At 36.1% G+C, this 16,779-nt stretch carries 21 protein-coding genes; 3 read left to right on the plus strand and 18 right to left on the minus strand.

Translation table 11 applies throughout. The features are described from left to right. Nucleotides 1-27: 27 nt before the first annotated feature. From AC1Q8L_RS07955 to AC1Q8L_RS07995, 9 genes are all read right to left on the minus strand, one after another. Nucleotides 28-513 carry a PRK06770 family protein gene (locus tag AC1Q8L_RS07955; protein WP_000897994.1) on the minus strand — a complete coding sequence of 162 codons (486 nt, stop codon included), beginning with the start codon at nucleotides 511-513 and terminating at the stop codon, nucleotides 28-30. Further along, nucleotides 513-914: a nuclear transport factor 2 family protein gene (locus AC1Q8L_RS07960; protein ID WP_001126708.1), complete on the minus strand. Its 402-nt coding sequence runs from the start codon at nucleotides 912-914 to the stop codon at nucleotides 513-515. The genes AC1Q8L_RS07955 and AC1Q8L_RS07960 overlap by 1 nt, the downstream gene beginning before the upstream one ends. 154 nt (nucleotides 915-1,068) lie before the next feature. After that, nucleotides 1,069-1,473 carry a DoxX family protein gene (locus tag AC1Q8L_RS07965; protein ID WP_001077751.1) on the minus strand — a complete coding sequence of 135 codons (405 nt, stop codon included), beginning with the start codon at nucleotides 1,471-1,473 and terminating at the stop codon, nucleotides 1,069-1,071. 152 nt (nucleotides 1,474-1,625) lie between these two features. Beyond that, complete coding sequence (locus AC1Q8L_RS07970) at nucleotides 1,626-2,699, minus strand: DUF871 domain-containing protein (RefSeq protein ID WP_000580632.1); 1,074 nt, start codon at nucleotides 2,697-2,699, stop codon at nucleotides 1,626-1,628. Nucleotides 2,700-2,747: 48 nt separating this feature from the next. Next, entirely contained in the window at nucleotides 2,748-4,112 is a 1,365-nt protein-coding gene (locus AC1Q8L_RS07975) for a PTS transporter subunit EIIC (RefSeq protein ID WP_000711293.1), read from the minus strand. A gap of 24 nt (nucleotides 4,113-4,136) precedes the next feature. Beyond that, nucleotides 4,137-5,021: an N-acetylmuramic acid 6-phosphate etherase gene (gene murQ, locus AC1Q8L_RS07980; protein ID WP_000892347.1), complete on the minus strand. Its 885-nt coding sequence runs from the start codon at nucleotides 5,019-5,021 to the stop codon at nucleotides 4,137-4,139. Nucleotides 5,022-5,176: 155 nt separating this feature from the next. Continuing rightward, a complete protein-coding gene (locus AC1Q8L_RS07985) occupies nucleotides 5,177-6,040 on the minus strand; it encodes a MurR/RpiR family transcriptional regulator (RefSeq protein WP_071713872.1) in 864 nt (287 codons plus the stop codon). Between the two features lie 29 nt (nucleotides 6,041-6,069). After that, the gene (locus tag AC1Q8L_RS07990; RefSeq protein ID WP_000704960.1) at nucleotides 6,070-6,384 is read right to left on the minus strand and encodes a hypothetical protein; all 315 of its coding nucleotides are present in this window, start codon (nucleotides 6,382-6,384) and stop codon (nucleotides 6,070-6,072) included. A gap of 124 nt (nucleotides 6,385-6,508) precedes the next feature. Then, on the minus strand, nucleotides 6,509-7,732 hold the full coding sequence (locus tag AC1Q8L_RS07995) for a cation:proton antiporter (protein ID WP_050457855.1): 1,224 nt from the start codon (nucleotides 7,730-7,732) through the stop codon (nucleotides 6,509-6,511). Nucleotides 7,733-7,894: 162 nt separating this feature from the next. Here AC1Q8L_RS07995 and bcaP point away from each other — a divergent pair, with 162 nt between their 5' ends. Next, nucleotides 7,895-9,298 carry a branched-chain amino acid transporter BcaP gene (bcaP, locus tag AC1Q8L_RS08000; protein ID WP_000838715.1) on the plus strand — a complete coding sequence of 468 codons (1,404 nt, stop codon included), beginning with the start codon at nucleotides 7,895-7,897 and terminating at the stop codon, nucleotides 9,296-9,298. Between the two features lie 28 nt (nucleotides 9,299-9,326). On the opposite strand, the gene AC1Q8L_RS08005 is transcribed toward bcaP, so the two are convergent. The 4 genes from AC1Q8L_RS08005 to AC1Q8L_RS08020 all read right to left on the minus strand — a co-directional run bounded on the left by AC1Q8L_RS08005 (nucleotide 9,327) and on the right by AC1Q8L_RS08020 (nucleotide 12,734). After that, nucleotides 9,327-9,497, minus strand: coding sequence for a hypothetical protein (locus tag AC1Q8L_RS08005; RefSeq protein WP_001174835.1), 171 nt, complete (start codon nucleotides 9,495-9,497; stop codon nucleotides 9,327-9,329). 12 nt (nucleotides 9,498-9,509) lie between these two features. Next, complete coding sequence (locus tag AC1Q8L_RS08010; protein ID WP_000435796.1) at nucleotides 9,510-9,713, minus strand: hypothetical protein; 204 nt, start codon at nucleotides 9,711-9,713, stop codon at nucleotides 9,510-9,512. Between the two features lie 79 nt (nucleotides 9,714-9,792). Continuing rightward, the gene (locus tag AC1Q8L_RS08015; RefSeq protein ID WP_025118498.1) at nucleotides 9,793-12,252 is read right to left on the minus strand and encodes a LamG-like jellyroll fold domain-containing protein; all 2,460 of its coding nucleotides are present in this window, start codon (nucleotides 12,250-12,252) and stop codon (nucleotides 9,793-9,795) included. A gap of 251 nt (nucleotides 12,253-12,503) precedes the next feature. Further along, nucleotides 12,504-12,734 (minus strand): hypothetical protein, encoded by a 231-nt coding sequence (locus AC1Q8L_RS08020; protein ID WP_240520395.1) that lies wholly within the window; start codon nucleotides 12,732-12,734, stop codon nucleotides 12,504-12,506. On the opposite strand from AC1Q8L_RS08020, the gene AC1Q8L_RS08025 reads away from it, so the two are divergent. Further along, on the plus strand, nucleotides 12,649-13,029 hold the full coding sequence (locus AC1Q8L_RS08025) for an S-Ena type endospore appendage (RefSeq protein ID WP_240522936.1): 381 nt from the start codon (nucleotides 12,649-12,651) through the stop codon (nucleotides 13,027-13,029). The genes AC1Q8L_RS08020 and AC1Q8L_RS08025 overlap by 86 nt on opposite strands. A 58-nt stretch (nucleotides 13,030-13,087) precedes the next feature. Here the strand turns inward: AC1Q8L_RS08025 and AC1Q8L_RS08030 are convergent, their stop codons facing one another. The 4 genes from AC1Q8L_RS08030 to AC1Q8L_RS08045 form a co-directional block, all read right to left on the minus strand. After that, nucleotides 13,088-13,432: a DUF3992 domain-containing protein gene (locus tag AC1Q8L_RS08030; protein WP_000525814.1), complete on the minus strand. Its 345-nt coding sequence runs from the start codon at nucleotides 13,430-13,432 to the stop codon at nucleotides 13,088-13,090. 20 nt (nucleotides 13,433-13,452) lie between these two features. Next, nucleotides 13,453-13,821 (minus strand): DUF3992 domain-containing protein, encoded by a 369-nt coding sequence (locus AC1Q8L_RS08035; RefSeq protein ID WP_001277540.1) that lies wholly within the window; start codon nucleotides 13,819-13,821, stop codon nucleotides 13,453-13,455. A gap of 98 nt (nucleotides 13,822-13,919) precedes the next feature. Beyond that, a complete protein-coding gene (locus AC1Q8L_RS08040; protein WP_000435017.1) occupies nucleotides 13,920-14,525 on the minus strand; it encodes a DedA family protein in 606 nt (201 codons plus the stop codon). Nucleotides 14,526-14,536: 11 nt separating this feature from the next. Beyond that, complete coding sequence (locus tag AC1Q8L_RS08045; RefSeq protein WP_000733844.1) at nucleotides 14,537-14,818, minus strand: YkvA family protein; 282 nt, start codon at nucleotides 14,816-14,818, stop codon at nucleotides 14,537-14,539. Between the two features lie 338 nt (nucleotides 14,819-15,156). Here AC1Q8L_RS08045 and ku point away from each other — a divergent pair, with 338 nt between their 5' ends. Further along, complete coding sequence (ku, locus tag AC1Q8L_RS08050; RefSeq protein WP_086387964.1) at nucleotides 15,157-15,969, plus strand: non-homologous end joining protein Ku; 813 nt, start codon at nucleotides 15,157-15,159, stop codon at nucleotides 15,967-15,969. Between the two features lie 17 nt (nucleotides 15,970-15,986). On the opposite strand, the gene AC1Q8L_RS08055 is transcribed toward ku, so the two are convergent. Further along, a complete protein-coding gene (locus tag AC1Q8L_RS08055) occupies nucleotides 15,987-16,766 on the minus strand; it encodes a DUF2935 domain-containing protein (RefSeq protein ID WP_000440991.1) in 780 nt (259 codons plus the stop codon). Nucleotides 16,767-16,779 lie beyond the last annotated feature (13 nt).

Below are 16,779 nucleotides of genomic sequence, written 5' to 3' on the forward strand. Positions count from 1 at the left end.
ACATCGTCATCTGGGTTGGCGATGTTTTTATTTACTCTTCATTTCTTTTATATACTGCTTTTCCTCTTCTGGCAATAAACGTTCCGTCGCCTTACCAGTATCTCCACCTTGAAGGCTCCATAAAAAGTTATGTTCCTCAACGGTTTGAGAAAAATCTCCTTTTTCCCATCTATTTATAATAGAAAATAACTTCATTTTATATTGAAAACCTGTACTATTTTCAATATCTCTTTTTACATTAGAAATTTCCTTTTTTGTCATCTCTACAAATCCCCATTTTTCAGAGGATTTTACCTTTTGGTGGACCATTTTATGCATAGTAGAAATAATTTCACCTTCACTAATTTGCGGAGCTTCTTCTGCAGCTTTTTTCTCTTTTTCGTTTGCCGCTCGCTCGGTTTGAATATTTGTATTTTCTTTTTCCACATATGCAAGCAATTTCTTTCCGCCAACTATAGAAGAGATGATTACCATAATGGTAATACATATACCTACAATCCATTTAAAAAGCATTAGCTCTTCATCGCTTCCCTAACAATATGACTATCTACATACTGCTTAAACTTCACAATTTTTCCATTTTCAAGCTGCCATATATGAACAAATTCTGCTTCAAATGATTTTCCTGTTTCTTTATAAACTCCAGAATACATACCTTCAGCAATAATTACATCTTTTCCGTTTACTTCATGATATGTATTTACACTTGCTTTATAATCATCCCATTCTGATCCTAAACGGCTAAATACATTTTCCATTATAGCTTCTACGCCTGTATATGTTCCGCCATACGGGAAACCTTCTGCCTCTGTCCATTCCACTTTTTCAGAGAGGGCTTCTGCTAAATGCTTTGCATTCGAAGAAGCTGATCCTTCATACGTGCTTTGAATAATTTCTAAATTTGATTTAGGCATATTACTTCCTCCCGTTTATTTATTTTTACACAAGACGTAACCAATGCAGTTACATCTTGTGTAAAAAAATATTTAAATTGTTTCATTCGTAATTCATCAGTTGTAATCATTATAGTTACAATAATTCTTCAAGTCAACAATTTATAAATAAAATTTACTTCGTTTTCATTACTTTCTCTTTTAAGAAACGATCTACATATCCTTCTGCTTTTACTACGAATAAATACGCACCCATTGATAATAATGCAAGATCTAATTCATATCCTGGATTCTTTCCATCTCCTAATAAACCTGCTGCTCCATTTACCTTTACGATAGCTCCAGCTAAAATAAGAGCGAATAACAATCCTACATATCGTACACCTAAACCGATAATTAATAATATACCACCAACTAATTCTACAGTTGCTACGCCGTATGCAAGGCCACCTGGTAAACCGATGCTTGTAAACCATCCTGCTACATTATCGATACCTGATTGAAACTTTGCTAAACCGTGTGCAAAGAACGTAACTCCTAACACGATACGAATAATTAAATTCCCAATATATTGATTCATTTTGAACTCTCCTTTTTGTTTTGTTATAGTGAACTTTTATTTACAAGTCAAAACAATACGGTATTTTATTTCATTCGTCAATTACTTTTTTAAAGAAAACAAAAAACATTATCCGTTTTACGGATAATGTTTTCCTACAAAATAGCGCTAATTCAAGCTTTTATTCTATCGCATAGAAAAAGTTGAAACATTTTTCCAGCGCCAATATAAGGTAGTAAAGAAACGTCCTCTTCCACAACCATTCCAACAACATTCACTTTCTCATCTACAGGTAAATCATGTGTAGCAACTTGCATCTCCCCTGCATATCTACCGTACAATTCATTATCAATTGTAATGCTGCCTTTCTTTCTTACAATTGTATGCATCGGCTGTAACACCACTCTATTTCCTTCCCTTGATTCTACAGATCGAATAACATCACGAGCCGGATCTAGTCTATTTGTATGCACTTGCTCCACCACTTTTAATACTTCTTTATCAGTTATAAATGATTTGTAACGCAATGGAATAATCCCTCTACTCGCACTAGCTACTTCTTGCATGCTTTCCAAACCTGCGCTTATATCCCCAATCAACACTTTATCGACGCCACAATCTTGAACCAGTTCTAAATACGCTTCAAGCGGGCGCATATTGCGGTGTTTCTCTAACGTCGGTAAACCTTCATATAACGGACCACGCTTTTCCGCATCTCCTGGAATAAATGCCATCGTTTTTATTCCACACTCCTGTAAATATTGATTTTGCTTTTGTAAGAAGGACCTTGCTAGTCCTGTCTCTGGACGTGGGTAAAAATTATGCCACGCTTCTACATTCTCTACTCGTATATGTTCTGTAAGTAACTCTTTCCAAAATGACTTTGTAATCGTACTCGCATTTAAAGCTACTTTCATCTTATGAGATACGCTTGCAATTTCTTTTGGCGCAATGCCGTAATCCATTCTTAAACCGGTAATGCCCCAGTCCAATAGTTCTTCCACATTTTCATATGTTAGCCCTAAATGATGTAACGATTTTGGAGAAACATCAACCATTAACTCCATTTCATGTGCAAGAGCTTGTTTCCCTAATATTTGAATTAACTCTTTATACGTATTTGGATCATCTTCTGGAATGTGCAGTGATGTAAAAATAGATGTAAACCCATTTTCCTTCGCTACTTTTAGCCACTCTTCTTGTTTCTCTACTCGTTCTTTTGAAAGATAAATGGAAACTCCGATCATATAAATCTCCCTTTCTATTAATAGAAAAAGAGAAAGTAATCCCTTTCTCTATATGTTTTCTGCCATTTCTTCTTTAAATCCGAAGAAGTACGTAAAGATAAATCCGAAAGCATATGCAATTACTAAACCTAAGAAATATAGTAAATATTTATTGTCAGCAATTAACGGAATTAAAGATAGCCCTGATACGCCAATCCCAAGAGAAGCTGTTTGCATAACTGCTTGGAATGCACCACCGACAGCTGCTCCTAAACAAGCAGTAATAAACGGTTTCCCAAGTGGTAATGTAACCCCGTATAATAGCGGCTCACCAATTCCTAAAAAGCCAACTGGCAATCCACCTTTAATTACATTTCGAAGTCGTTTGTTTTTTGTTTTCACATAAATCGCAATTGCTGCGCCCACTTGGCCAGCACCAGCCATTGCGAGTACTGGTAATAAAGGTGTTACGTGTGTTTGATTAATGAATTCCATATGAATTGGTGTTAAACCGTGATGCAATCCGACCATAACGAGAGGTAAAAATGTTCCCGCAAGTACTGCGCCAGCAAATGCTCCGCCGATATTTAAAATAGCATTAATTCCGCTCGTAATACCATCTGATAAGAAACCTGCTAATGGCTGAATGGCTAACATCGTTACGATACTTACAACTAATACAGTAATGAGTGGTGTCACGATAATATCAACTGCATTTGGCACTGCTTTTCGAACTTGTCTTTCCACTACAACCATAAGCCATGCTGCAAAAATAACTGCAAACAATCCGCCCCGTCCGGGCACTAATGCTTCACCAAACAATTTTACGTTTGCCATCGCCGGGTTGAAAATTAAAATACCAGCAATTGCCCCAAGAACCGGTGTCCCGCCAAATTCTTTCGCTGTATTCCAGCCGACTAAAATTCCTAAGAATGTAAAGATACCGCCGCCAATGAGTAGTAACATTTGTAACCACGTTGCATTTGGATCAGCACCAGCATTTTTCGCAAAGTTAGCAACCCCGTTTATAATTCCTGACGCAACAAGCCCCGGAATTAATGGGATGAAAATACTTCCTATTTTTCGTAAAAAGTTTTTCACCGGTGTATTATTTTTCTTCTTAATCTCTGATTTCATCTCTTGCCCAATATCTTCAAGGTGATGATCTGCTACCTCACCAATTCGTAGTCCTGTTAAGCCTTCCATTTCAGCTGCTACTTTATTTACTGTTCCTGGACCAACGACAACTTGAAGCGTCTCATCTTCTATAACACCCATAACGCCTTCAACTTTTTTCAAAAGGTCCATATTTACTTTACTTTCATCATGAAGCGTTAAACGTAGTCTCGTCATACAATGAGCAATACTACGAATATTTTTTATTCCTCCAAGTTGCTCCGAAATTTCCTTGGCCATTCTCTCTTCTTTCTTCATAATAGAATCCCCCTCCCTATTATTTTATAGTGCTTTCTTCACAAACCCTTTTGCGCATTTTAGTTTCTCCAGTGCTTCCCCATATTCGCACTGCAACAACACCATAACAATGGCAGCTTTTACGTTACGTTCTGCCTTTTCATAATACTCTGTCGCTACTTCATAACTAGCGCCTGTTGCTTCCACAATAATTCGTTTTGACCGTTCTACTAACTTTTCATTTGTGGATTGAACATCTACCATCAAGTTTTTATATACTTTTCCTACACCAATCATCGAAGCTGTTGAAATCATATTCAACACTAATTTTTGTGCTGTACCAGCTTTTAAACGCGTTGATCCTGTTAATATTTCTGCACCTGTCTCTACTTCTACATTTAACTTTGCATATTTACTTATTTCAGCATTTTTATTACAAGAAATACTCGCTGTACTCGCTCCTACGCTCTGTGCGTATTTCAAGCCGCCAATTACGTAAGGAGTTCTGCCACTTGCAGCAATTCCAATCACTGTATCTTTCTCATTTAATCCAATACTTTTTAAATCTTCTTCTGCTAACTCTTCGCGATCTTCGGCACCTTCCACCGCTTTAGTAAACGCTTTCAACCCACCTGCTATAAATCCTTGCACCATTTTATCATCCGTGCCAAATGTCGGCGGACATTCCACTGCATCTAGAATACCTAAACGACCACTCGTACCAGCACCAATGTAAATTAAACGTCCCTCTTCTTCAAAAGATTTAATAACAGTCTGTACAACCTTTTCAATTTGTTCTATCTCTTTTTCAACTGCTAACGCAACAGTTCGATCTTCTTCATTCATACTTTGCAACACTTCTTTTATACTCATTTCATCCAGATTCATTGTTTTCTCATTACGATGTTCTGTCGATAAATTTTCTAACATATTGCCACCCTCTTTGAAATTATATTTCACACTTTTATTATAACTTTAAGAAACTAAAAATCAATAACTCTTTCTTATTTTATGAAATAAAATTTCACAACATGACATATTTGTGTCAAAGATAATAAAAAAGATGAGTCTCCTCATCTTTTCTTCTACTTTAACTTCCGTAACCGCAACGCTTCTTCTCGCGTCTCCATAAATTGATCCAATACTTTATTACCAATTCGGTTGAAAGTAATCACATATAAAGCATCAATCATATTCAGTTGCGTCATTCTCGACGCAATACTTGCAATACGATGATCTTGTTCTACATCTGGCATACAAAGACGAATGTCCGCTTCTTTATATAAGGGGGATGATTGATCTAGCTTCGTAATTCCAATAACAGTTGCACCTTGTCTCTTTGCATACTGCGCCATTTCAAGCACATCTCTCGTTCGACCAGATGTTGAAATCGCAACAAATATATCGCCTTCTTTTAAATTCGTCACAAGCGGCAACATCATATGAAAATCAGATAGCATCATCGCTGTAAATCCAAGCCGTGTAAATTTATACGCCCCATCCATTGCTGGCGTAGCTGATCCACCTACGCCGTAAAATATAATTTTGCCCGCATTGACAATACGATCTACAGCTTTCTCAAGTTCCTTCTTATCTATCGCAGTAACGCTCGCCTCAATTGCAGCTTTATTCACATAAGTGACTTTATTAAACAAATCGTACGGTCCATCTTCCGTATTCATCACTGAAAAATCGTTAATATTATAATCAGCAATCGTTAATTCACGAACGAGTGCTATCTTAAATGCTTTAAAACTTCCGATCCCAATCGACTTACAAAAACGAACGACACTCGCCTCACTTGCGCCTGCATTCGTTGACACTTCTTTCGTCGTTAAGTTCGGAACAATCTCTGCATTCTCCATTATGTACATGGCAACCTTCTTTTCAGCTGGTGAAAATTGATCCATATTACTTTCAATTTTAAATAGTAATGTTGAAGCTTTCACTATTTAACCTCCACTTCTTACGGTTGCGTTCACTTATTTTCTCTTGCTTCAAGAAGGTAAAAACCATCATCGCCAGGAGGATGAAACACATTTACAATGCGATTCCCTTTTTGATAAACAGTTCTTTCTCCTTCTGTCCACTTCTCTTTCCAACCGTTCATCCAAATCGCAACATCAGGTAAAAAAGCAGTATATTTCAGCTTCTGACCGTACTCACCATCTGCTTCTTCCGAAAAAATAGAAACCGGAAAATCTTTCACTTTTGATTCTTTCCATGCAGTAAATGGTATACATACTGCAATAAGTACGATTACACCGATAACCTTCTCCTTCGTAATCTTCACACTTCCCTCTCCTTGTCATATCACATACATAGATTTTACCATAATTACAAACCCTTCATGCTATATGACCATTGCTTTTTGGAATAAAAAAAGAGCTTACCTACATCAGATAAGCCCTTCCTCTCTATACAAAATATTTCTTCAAAAGTGGCGGTGTAATAATCGTCGTCAATATAACAACAATAACAATCGCTGTGAAATTTTCTTTCGCTAATAAATTCGCCGTAAGTCCATTTGCTGCGATGATAAGCGCTACTTCACCACGTGATACCATCCCCGCGCCAATACTAATAGAAGATTGGAGATTAAAACCTGTCAATCTCGCTCCTAAACCTGATCCAATTAACTTTGTGAAAATTGCAATGAGGGTCATAATAATAATGAACCAAAGCTGGCTTCCAATGCCTTGAAATGTAATTTCCATTCCGATACTTACGAAGAATACTGGAACAAATATTGCATAAGCAATCGGTTCAATTTTATGTTCCACTTCATGCTTATACTCTGTTTGAGAAATAGCAATTCCTGCTGCAAATGCTCCAATAATACCTGCAATTCCCATCATTTCACTGTAATAAGAAAAAGAAAAGCAAATAATAAGAGCCGCGCTAATTAACGCTTCTGTTACACGAAGCGGGACAAGCATTTTCATAATCCAAGGAACGACTTTCCAAGCAATAAAAACAATACTTACAAAGAAAATAATTTTCTTTGCAATGACAAGTGTTATATTCACATCTTGTGTTCCTAAAAAACTCATTACAAATGCCAATAAAATAACGACAATGACATCATCAAATACGGCAGCACCTAAAATTGTTGTACTTTCTCTCGTATTCATTTTTCCTAGATCACGTAGCGTCTGCACCGTAATACTAACCGATGTTGCGCAAAGTAATAACCCTAAAAAAATGGCATGGGACTGTATTAATCCAAACAGTAACCCTGTTACATAACCACCGATGAAAGGAAAAATAATTCCACCAGCCGCTACTGCAAATGACGATTTCAAATTCCGATTTAACTCTTCTAAATCTGTTTCAAGTCCCGCCATAAACATAAGTAGCAAAACACCAATCTCACTCAGTTCATCAATCAGTTCAGAACTATTAATAATACCGAGTACAGCCGGACCGATAATAATACCAACAATTAACTTACCAAGTACAGAAGGCTGACCAAGTCTCACACTAATGTCACCAGCTAATTTCGTACAAAGTAAAATGACGACAAGTTCAAAATAAAATAACATAGCATCTGCTCCTACTTTAACTTTAATCAGTGGGTCGTTAACCCCCGTCCATTTCTGCAAGTAGTTTCCCCTATTGATCCGAATTTTATTTTTCATATTTTTATTTGACAAAATATTCTGAATTATATTAAGATTAATCCAGCAATTTTAAAAAACTACATACCATAACTGTACCTCCATTTCCTTACATACTCTTTTTTAATGGGCTCATACTATAGTCGCAGTTATGGAAATGAAAAAACGGGGGGAGAGTCCACAGTGAAGTCATTATTACGAAAAAAAGCGCTTAGTACTGAATCACCAAAGCAGCTAGATAGAACATTAACTGCACTCGATTTAACGTTTTTAGGGATCGGCGCCGTAATTGGGACAGGGATCTTTGTATTAACAGGTATTGTTGCAGCAAAACATTCTGGTCCTGGTATTATGCTATCATTTCTTATTGCTGCATTTACTTGTGCTTGTGTAGCCTTTTGTTATGCTGAATTTGCTTCTTCTATTCCTGTCTCAGGAAGTGTGTATACTTACGCATATATGACAGTCGGAGAAGTCGTCGCCTTCATCGTCGGATGGTGTTTAATGCTCGAATATTTACTTGCCGTTGCAGCAGTAGCTGTCGGTTGGTCTGGTTATTTGCAATCATTACTACAAGGGTTCAATATACACCTGCCCGCCATAATCGCCTCGGCCCCCGGCGTAGGAAAAGGTGGTCTCATCGATTTACCAGCTGTCTGCATTTTACTTCTTATTACTGGCCTTTTAAGTTTTGGTATACGTGAAAGTGCACGCATTAATAATATTATGGTTCTTATTAAACTAGCTGTTATCATTGCCTTTATCGTAGCAGGTGCAAAATATGTAAAACCTGAAAATTGGACACCGTTCATCCCATTCGGATACGACGGTATTATTACTGGGGCTGCCACTGTGTTCTTCGCCTTTTTAGGTTTTGATGCAATCGCAACCGCTGCAGAAGAAACGAAAAAACCGCAGCGTGACTTACCAATTGGTATTATCGGTTCTCTTCTTATTTGTACTGTTTTATATATGATTGTATCTTTCGTTTTAACAGGTATGGTTCCTTATACGCAATTAGACGTCTCTGATCCAGTTGCATTTGCATTGCATTTCGTTGGTGAGGATACAATTGCAGGACTACTCGCTGTCGGAGCGATGACTGGAATGACAACCGTTCTCTTAGTCGTTATGTATGGACAAGTTCGCGTTTCGTATGCAATGAGCCGTGACGGTCTACTTCCAAAAGCGTTAGCACGTGTAAATAAAAGAGTAAAAATCCCTTTATTAAATACGTGGATTACTGGCGTTGTTGCCGCTTTATTAGCAGGACTTTTAGATTTACATTTGCTAGCGAATTTAGTAAACATCGGCACGTTAACAGCCTTTACATTCGTTTGCTGCGCAGTACTTATTTTACGAAAAACACATCCTGATTTAAAACGTGGATTCCGTACACCTTTCGTACCTGTATTACCAGTTGTCGCGATTCTTTGCTGCTTATATTTAATGATCAATTTGTCTAAAACAACATGGATTAGCTTTGCAGTTTGGCTTATAGTCGGCTTATGCTTCTATTTCTTCTACTCTAGGAAACATAGTCATTTAGCTACCGAAAAAACGAATGATGAAAAGAAAAAAGCATAACAAAATAGCTCGCCATTTTAGCGGCGAGCTATTTTTCTGTACTATTATATTTTTTCGTTAACGATTGTAAAATGAAAAATATGCCAATGCAAGCTGTAAACCATGCCCAATTTCCTATTGGCGTTGCGTATTTAATAATTCCAATACCTACAAGTAATAGGAAAATAATCACCTGATATATGAGCTTCCACTTTTGCATATATTCCCTCCTTTACTTCGTTCCCTTCTTTTTCTTCTTCCATGCATTTAAACTATCAAAGAAGAAATTAATAAATAACGTGCCTAAACCCGCTAATAAAAACGTCATTAAAAATAGAACCCAAATACTTTTCTCTTTTAAGAAATAATATCCTACAAGGAGCACAACCGCAATCCATACATATTCAAGAATTCTTTTTAGCTTTTTCTGTTCCAAATTATTCGCTCCTTCATTCTATACTACTTTTAGTATAACAAAAAAGAAGCCTATCATGATAAGCTTCTTTTCTTCTCTCTTATTTGTTTATACTTTTTTCAACAAGTGAAATCGTATACTCTAATGTACGATTCATCGTTTCTACCTGTGCATCTTTTACTTTTACATCTTTCACTACAGCTTCGGCCACTGTAATTTTTTGACTCAATGCTTTCACTGAACCGTCCGTTACATTTGCATCTTGCGCTTTTTTCACTACTACTTTTGCAGATTCAATATTGATTTGTAATTTTTCTTTCGGTGTTTTCGGTTGTTCTACTACTTTAGATTGTACAAATGTTACATTAGCTGTTTTTAATTCGTTATATGTTTGAACGATTTGCTCTCCCGTACTCCCTACATTTTCAAACACTTGTTTTGCATTATTATAGCTTTTCTCTAGTTCTTGAAATGCTTCCTTTGAATATTGACCTGGTTTATCACCAAATTCATACGTACCAGCTAGCACTTCCTTTACTTTTCCAAGCTCTTCAAATAACGCATTTACTTGCTCTAACTTCGTACGGTTAGAGAACTCATTGTACGCCGCTAATACTTCTGAAGAACTTAACGCTTTACTATATAATTTCGCAAGCGCGATTTGTCCATTTAACGGAATACCACCATTTCCGTTACTATCAGGATCCGCTCCAAATGCAAATGGTACGTTTGGATGATACACTTTCCCAGTAGCTGGCTGACTATTTACTTTTTTACCATCTACGTAAATTGCCACTTCGCTTCCGTTATACGTTCCTGTTAAGTGATATGTTTTGTTTGCTTCTAATTGAACGCCAACACGTTTATAGCTACCACCAATGTGAGCCCATAATTCAACATATCCACTTCCTGTAGACTCAAATCCAATTCCGCCGCTCTCTGTATTTTGCAAAATACCTTGGCCACGGATTTGATTCATTGAAAATACCGTTTCTAGCGTAAATGTATTTGCTACTTTCTCTTTTTGTGCTGCTGAAAATGGAAGGTATCCAAATGTATTAGATTGTCCGTTTAACTTCATCACATTCTTTTTCAATGCTTTATCATATTCAATAGTCACATTGCCTTTCACATCACCTTTTGTACCAAATGGTGAATTGTCTTTAAATGTACCATCTGCAAAGTTTACATCGAAAACATCAGCTTTTGGTACTTTCACATTCGGGTCAATATTATCTTTTTTCGTAGTAATTTCCGCAGTTAACGGCTGTGCGGTTTCATTGCCAAATGAATCAATTGCAACGACTTCAAGTGTATATGTTTTCCCGCCATCTAATCCTGCAAGTGTAAATGTAAGGTCTTTTGGCACTGGATCACGATAAAACTCTGAGAATGCTAACAATTTATTCTTTATTTCTCCCGTTTGCTTATCTCTAGCTTGTACACGATAAGAATGAACAAGAAGGTTGTCCAATGCTTGCGGGAATGTTACTGTTGCCGCATTTTCTGTTACATTTGATACAGCAAGCTTTGCATCCTTAGCAAAGTAAGGCTTTTCTTTATCACGATCTTCTACATGTGTAAATGTTTCTTTCTTTGCTGGTAATTTAATTTTCCAAGGCTCGCCTGTCCAAGAATTCGTATGGAAATCACGACGATTAATCGTTACTTCTTCATCATCTACTTCTACTAATAAACCTTGGCTTAACGTACTAGCTCCTGGCGGGATATTCCCTTGTACTTTACCACCTTCAACTTCCATATAACTTACTGAAGAAGTACCAACTGATGTAAAGTCTTTTTGATGAATCGATCTTGGATCGTCTAACGGATAATGCGAATGACCCGAAAATGTAATAACTTGTGGATATTCCTTTAATACTGTATTAATTTTTGCGCTATCTTGTGTTCCCCATTCATGACTACCGTACACTGTATCTTTAATATGTTGATGTAAAAATACGAAAATTGGTTTTGTTGGATCATCTTTTTGCGCTTTCGCCATTTCTTCTTTTAACCAATTAATTTGCTTGTCTGAATAATATCCATGAGTTGTTCCATTCTCTGGAGACATAACAAGGAAGTGATAACCTTTTACCACTTTATGATAATAAATTGATTCCATACCTGTTTTTTCTAAAAACCTCTTTTGTGCTCCAGCTTCTGATAAACCGTTCCAATAATCATGATTCCCTAGGGAGTTCATTCGTACCGCATCTTTATTTGCATTTTCATTATATACTTGCATGAAACGATCATACTGTTGTACCGATCCTGAATCAGTAAAATCTCCCACAATTACGAACGCATCTTGCTTCGGTGCTAATGTATTAAACTGTTCAATCGCTCTTTTCCAGCGAAACGTATCATCCGTTCCACTATTTTTAATATGCACATCACTTACAACTGGAAAAACTATCTTCTTCTCACTTGATGCCTTTTCTTGCTTTTTCTCTTCTGCCTTGACTGATGTACTCCACGGAAATGATACGAACGCTAATACAAAAACCATTAATAATCCAATAAGGCCTTTTACTTTTCTTAAAGCATTTCTGTCCACGTGAATCCTCCTCATAATAATTGATTCATTACAAGGGCTATTTTATCTAATACATGTTAATGTCGTTTAAATAACAAATGAACTTTATTAGATTTTTGTAAATATACAGTTAATTAGAAATTAAGTCCAACATTCCTCATACTATTGTATACAACCACCTTTTGTCTAAAAGAGTCTGATCATTCTTTTCCTATGACTATTCACATATAATCTTTTCTATAACGCTAATGATAAGTTAAGGTTTAAGCCTATTAGACAATCTTAATTTTTAATATTTCCTTCTTTTTTAACACATCGGCCATGCTTTTACATTTAATAGTAGTAAAAAACAACTTAAAAGGAGGGGTTGTATTGAAGAATAAAAAAAATATCGGCTGTTTCGCTCCTTTATCTATTATTTGTCCAGACCCTTGTCCACCGCCCCCTCCTCCAAATCCAAATTGCGAGCGAGTAACAAATGAATTTGCAGGGAATTTCCTCATAACTAATAACACCATCCCCTCTGCCAAAGATGCATCACAATCAATGATACTATGGCAAAGTGATGGGATACTACTTATATCAGGTACTGTCTCGGTTTACAATAGTACTAGCAGCACCGAAGCAATTACAATTCAAATCGTTGGAACAGTAACCAATATTTTCACTGTGTTTCCTGGTAATACAATATCGTACACAGGAAAAAACCTACAGTCGGTCAATATTATCAATATAACAAGTAATCCTTCACTATATTTAGAAGGCAAGTACTGTTGCGAATTTACATGTTGCTTATAGAATACCAATTTCATTACTTTCTCAATAAAAAAAGCATACCATTTACGGTATGCTTTTTTTATGAAATCGGATAACGTACAGTAATACAAAACTCTCCTTGATTAACAGTTGTTCCTGTCGTAGTAATTCGAACAGTCGTAAAATATCGTACAGTGAAAGTACCACTACTTTGCGGCTGTACAGTAATTGTATCAATTACTGTAGCACCAACTAAAAAATCAACTGTAATCGGGTTCGCACCTACATCATATTTCACGTAACCTGAACCATATACTTCTTGCGTGATATTATTTGTATATACAATTTGAGTACCAGCACCTGTAATAGACCAGTCTGTACATACTTGGTCTTGCACAAGTGTTTTATTAGAACAACAAGACAAACTGGAACTTCTCATTCCCATTTCGATCCTCTCCTATTCTGCTATGAAAGTGGATAACGTGTTGTAATACAAAATTCTCCCTGATACGTTCCAGCAGGTGTTGCAGGTAACACAACTTGTATACTATCAAAGCGACGATACGTAAAAGCAATACTCGTTCCTGGGTTTAATGTTTGTGTATCAATTGTACCCCCAGCAGAATCAAGCGCTTCTACAGTAATTGGGCCTGGTCCAACATCATATTTAACAAAACCAGTACCAACTACGTTTTGGTTAATATTATTTGTATAGAGAACATTATCAATTGCTGTTGCAACTACAGTAGCAGACCACGGACTACACACTTTATCTTGCACATAATTTTTATCTGGACAACAAGTTAATGCTGACCCTGAGCACTCACAAGACATAGTTGTTTCCCCTCTCTCTTTTATATTCCCTATATGTGTATGTCCCTCAGAGTCTTTTGCCTGTACTATTCATCTATTTTCAAAAAATATTCAAATGACTAGATAGATTCCGTTTTGTTTCTTTTCTTCATATATTTATAGACAAAGATACTAGCAACGATAAGAATAACGCCCCCTAATATCGGTAGCATATATTGCCCAACAACATCTGCTGCTTTTTCCCAATGCGGACCTAATTTCATTCCAAAATAAACATACAAAGTCGTTAACGGGAACATTGCTACAAATGTATATATGCTGAATTTCCATATGTTCATTTTCGCCATACCGCATGGAACAGAAATAAGCGTTCTAACTCCCGGTACAAAGCGTCCAACAAATGCTACAACTGGTCCATATTTCTCAAAGAAATCATCTGCTTTTTGAATTTGTTCTTCTTTAATAAAGAAGTATTTTCCGTATTTTATTAATAGCGGACGACCACCGTAATAACCGAGTGCGTATAACGTTAACGGTCCTGTCGTTCCGCCAAGCGTTCCGGCTAGTACAGCAAGCCAAAAATTCATATCACCCTCGTATACCCAATACCCAACCATAGGCAAAACTACTTCTGCCGGAATAAATTCAAACGTTAATGCTAACACAACTCCAAAATAAGAAAACTGCTTTAAAAATTCGATTATATCTAAAATAATTTGCTCCATATTTTTAACTCCTATCCTACATTTACGTTATGCTTTTCTTGTAATTGAACTGGCGCCATTTTTACAATTCGGTTCAAAATAAATAACACAATTCCAATATCATCTAAAATACCGATAAACGGCAGGAAGTCTGGAATTAAATCGAGCGGCATCGCAACATAACCAACTAAAAACGCAATAGATAAAATTTTCTTCTTTATTGAAACCTCTTTTGAAGTGAAAAAGTCAAATAGGAATGGAACAAATCGGCGAACATGAAATACAACTCTTAATCTACTAATAAGTTTTTTCATTTTTATATCTCCTCTCTTTGTATACGAAAAGGACCCTACCAAATATGGTAAGGGTCCTCAAAAAGACAGAAAGGGGCCTTTACCATTGCTGGTAAAGGTCTCACTAACAACGAAACGTTGCCAATAAAGCCGAGGGTTTCTCCCTGTAATGACGACTTTACTGTAATAAGTTACTCCCCTTTATACACAATTTTATACACTCACATTAAAATATTTCAGAGGGCTTGTCAATATATTTTATATCCCAATCCCTTTCGTAAAAAACAAAAAACGTATAGGAAATTTCTTACTATCTCATAATATACATAATCATTTTTGAACGAAAGGAGATGTTTCATTTGCATACTGTATGGAAAGGTGCACTTTCACTTGGACTATTAAATATAGGAATCAAACTATATAGTGCCGTAGAAGAAAACGACATAAAATTTTTAAGTCTTCATAAAGAATGCTTAACACCTATTAAATATAAAAAATTTGCTCCTGATTGTACGGATGAAGAAATTGATGATAAAGATATTGTAAAAGCCTATGAATACGCACCTCATAAATATATTATTATGGATGAAAAAGAATTAGCTGAATTACAACAAGCTCATGAACCACGATCCATTCGTATTATATCTTTTGTCCAAAATAACGAAATTGATTCTGTTCTCTATGATCGCTCTTATTTTATAGGACCTACCCTAGGACATGAAAAATCATATTTATTATTAAAAGAAGCTCTTGAACGTACGAATAAACTTGGTCTTATCCATATTTCCATTAGAAAAAAACAACATTTAGCTATTATCCGTAACTTTGAAGATGGGCTTATATTACAAACTATTCACTACCCTAATGAAATTCGCGATATAACAAATACACCTAACTTACCAAGTAACGAAAATTATCCGATTCAAAAACAAGAACTCACAGCAGCAATCAATTTAATCCACCATCTTACAAATCCTTTTGAACAAGAGATGTATACAGATGAGTATAAAGAAGCCCTTACCGAACTAATCGAAAACAAAATTGAACAACAGGAAAAAACCGAAACCATCTCTCCTGCTCCAAACATCATCAATATTATGGAGACATTACAGGCAAGTATTGAACAAGCAAAAATAAAAAGAGACAATAAAACAGGAAAAGAGGCCAAATAAAATTGACCTCTTTTTCTTTAAAGCGGATTACATTTCGGCATTTCAAGTCCAGACGATTGAGCTAGTTTTAATAAGTAGTAACATTCTTCTCTTGCCATATGATCTGCCATTCTAGCAGATAATGCACTTAATATTTCATTCGATAACTCCATCTCTTCAACCTCATGGAGAAAATGCGAAAATAATTTTAACTCAAGTGAAACATCTTTTGTAAACTTCTTTAATGCAGGAAAATGATGAAGCTCTGTCCGTAAATAACCTGTCATCTCAACTGCCTTTAAGTAAAATTGTTCAAAGTGCTTCGTAAATTCTTCACTTTTCTCTTTCAATCTTTTTTCAACAAGATCTAATCCACCAGAAATAGAGCCTGCATGACCAGCCGCATCCGTTAACCAAACGAGATGGTAATGTAATTCATGAAAAACAGGCGGAACTTCTCCTTTCTTTAAAAATTCTAACACCGTTATATATTCTTCTACTTCGTTTACCATATGATTGATGAAAGTTGGCGTAAAATGAATAGTGATTTTTCCCTCGAGTTGTTTCTGTATAATACTTAATTTAAACGTTCGTATTTCCTTTGCGGCTCGTTCTGCCTCTTTTGAAAATGCAATGAGATTCACATTATGAACTTTATTTAAAAGATTCGTAAATGTTTCAAGAAAATATGTGGCCTTCTTTATATCTTCTTTTTCCTTCGGAGCTAATGCATCAAGTAAAAATTGCGAATGATCAGTAAGCACCCTTAGCCAAAATTGATGCTCAAACAACGCACTTTCTTCATAATTCCTCTCCACTAAATCGCCTCCG

The organism is Bacillus sp. GW823-FHT06A11 (assembly GCF_058795355.1).

Bases quoted from the DNA above. Each gene is read 5' to 3' on its own strand.
- AC1Q8L_RS07955 (WP_000897994.1), bottom strand. From the start codon at position 513: ATGCTTTTTAAATGGATTGTAGGTATATGTATTACCATTATGGTAATC.
- AC1Q8L_RS07960 (WP_001126708.1), bottom strand. From the start codon at position 914: ATGCCTAAATCAAATTTAGAAATTATTCAAAGCACGTATGAAGGATCA.
- AC1Q8L_RS07965 (WP_001077751.1), bottom strand. From the start codon at position 1,473: ATGAATCAATATATTGGGAATTTAATTATTCGTATCGTGTTAGGAGTT.
- AC1Q8L_RS07970 (WP_000580632.1), bottom strand. From the start codon at position 2,699: ATGATCGGAGTTTCCATTTATCTTTCAAAAGAACGAGTAGAGAAACAA.
- AC1Q8L_RS07975 (WP_000711293.1), bottom strand. From the start codon at position 4,112: ATGAAGAAAGAAGAGAGAATGGCCAAGGAAATTTCGGAGCAACTTGGA.
- murQ (WP_000892347.1), bottom strand. From the start codon at position 5,021: ATGTTAGAAAATTTATCGACAGAACATCGTAATGAGAAAACAATGAAT.
- AC1Q8L_RS07995 (WP_050457855.1), bottom strand. From the start codon at position 7,732: ATGAAAAATAAAATTCGGATCAATAGGGGAAACTACTTGCAGAAATGG.
- AC1Q8L_RS08005 (WP_001174835.1), bottom strand. From the start codon at position 9,497: ATGCAAAAGTGGAAGCTCATATATCAGGTGATTATTTTCCTATTACTT.
- AC1Q8L_RS08020 (WP_240520395.1), bottom strand. From the start codon at position 12,734: ATGAGGAAATTCCCTGCAAATTCATTTGTTACTCGCTCGCAATTTGGA.
- AC1Q8L_RS08030 (WP_000525814.1), bottom strand. From the start codon at position 13,432: ATGGGAATGAGAAGTTCCAGTTTGTCTTGTTGTTCTAATAAAACACTT.
- AC1Q8L_RS08035 (WP_001277540.1), bottom strand. From the start codon at position 13,821: ATGTCTTGTGAGTGCTCAGGGTCAGCATTAACTTGTTGTCCAGATAAA.
- AC1Q8L_RS08040 (WP_000435017.1), bottom strand. From the start codon at position 14,525: ATGGAGCAAATTATTTTAGATATAATCGAATTTTTAAAGCAGTTTTCT.
- AC1Q8L_RS08045 (WP_000733844.1), bottom strand. From the start codon at position 14,818: ATGAAAAAACTTATTAGTAGATTAAGAGTTGTATTTCATGTTCGCCGA.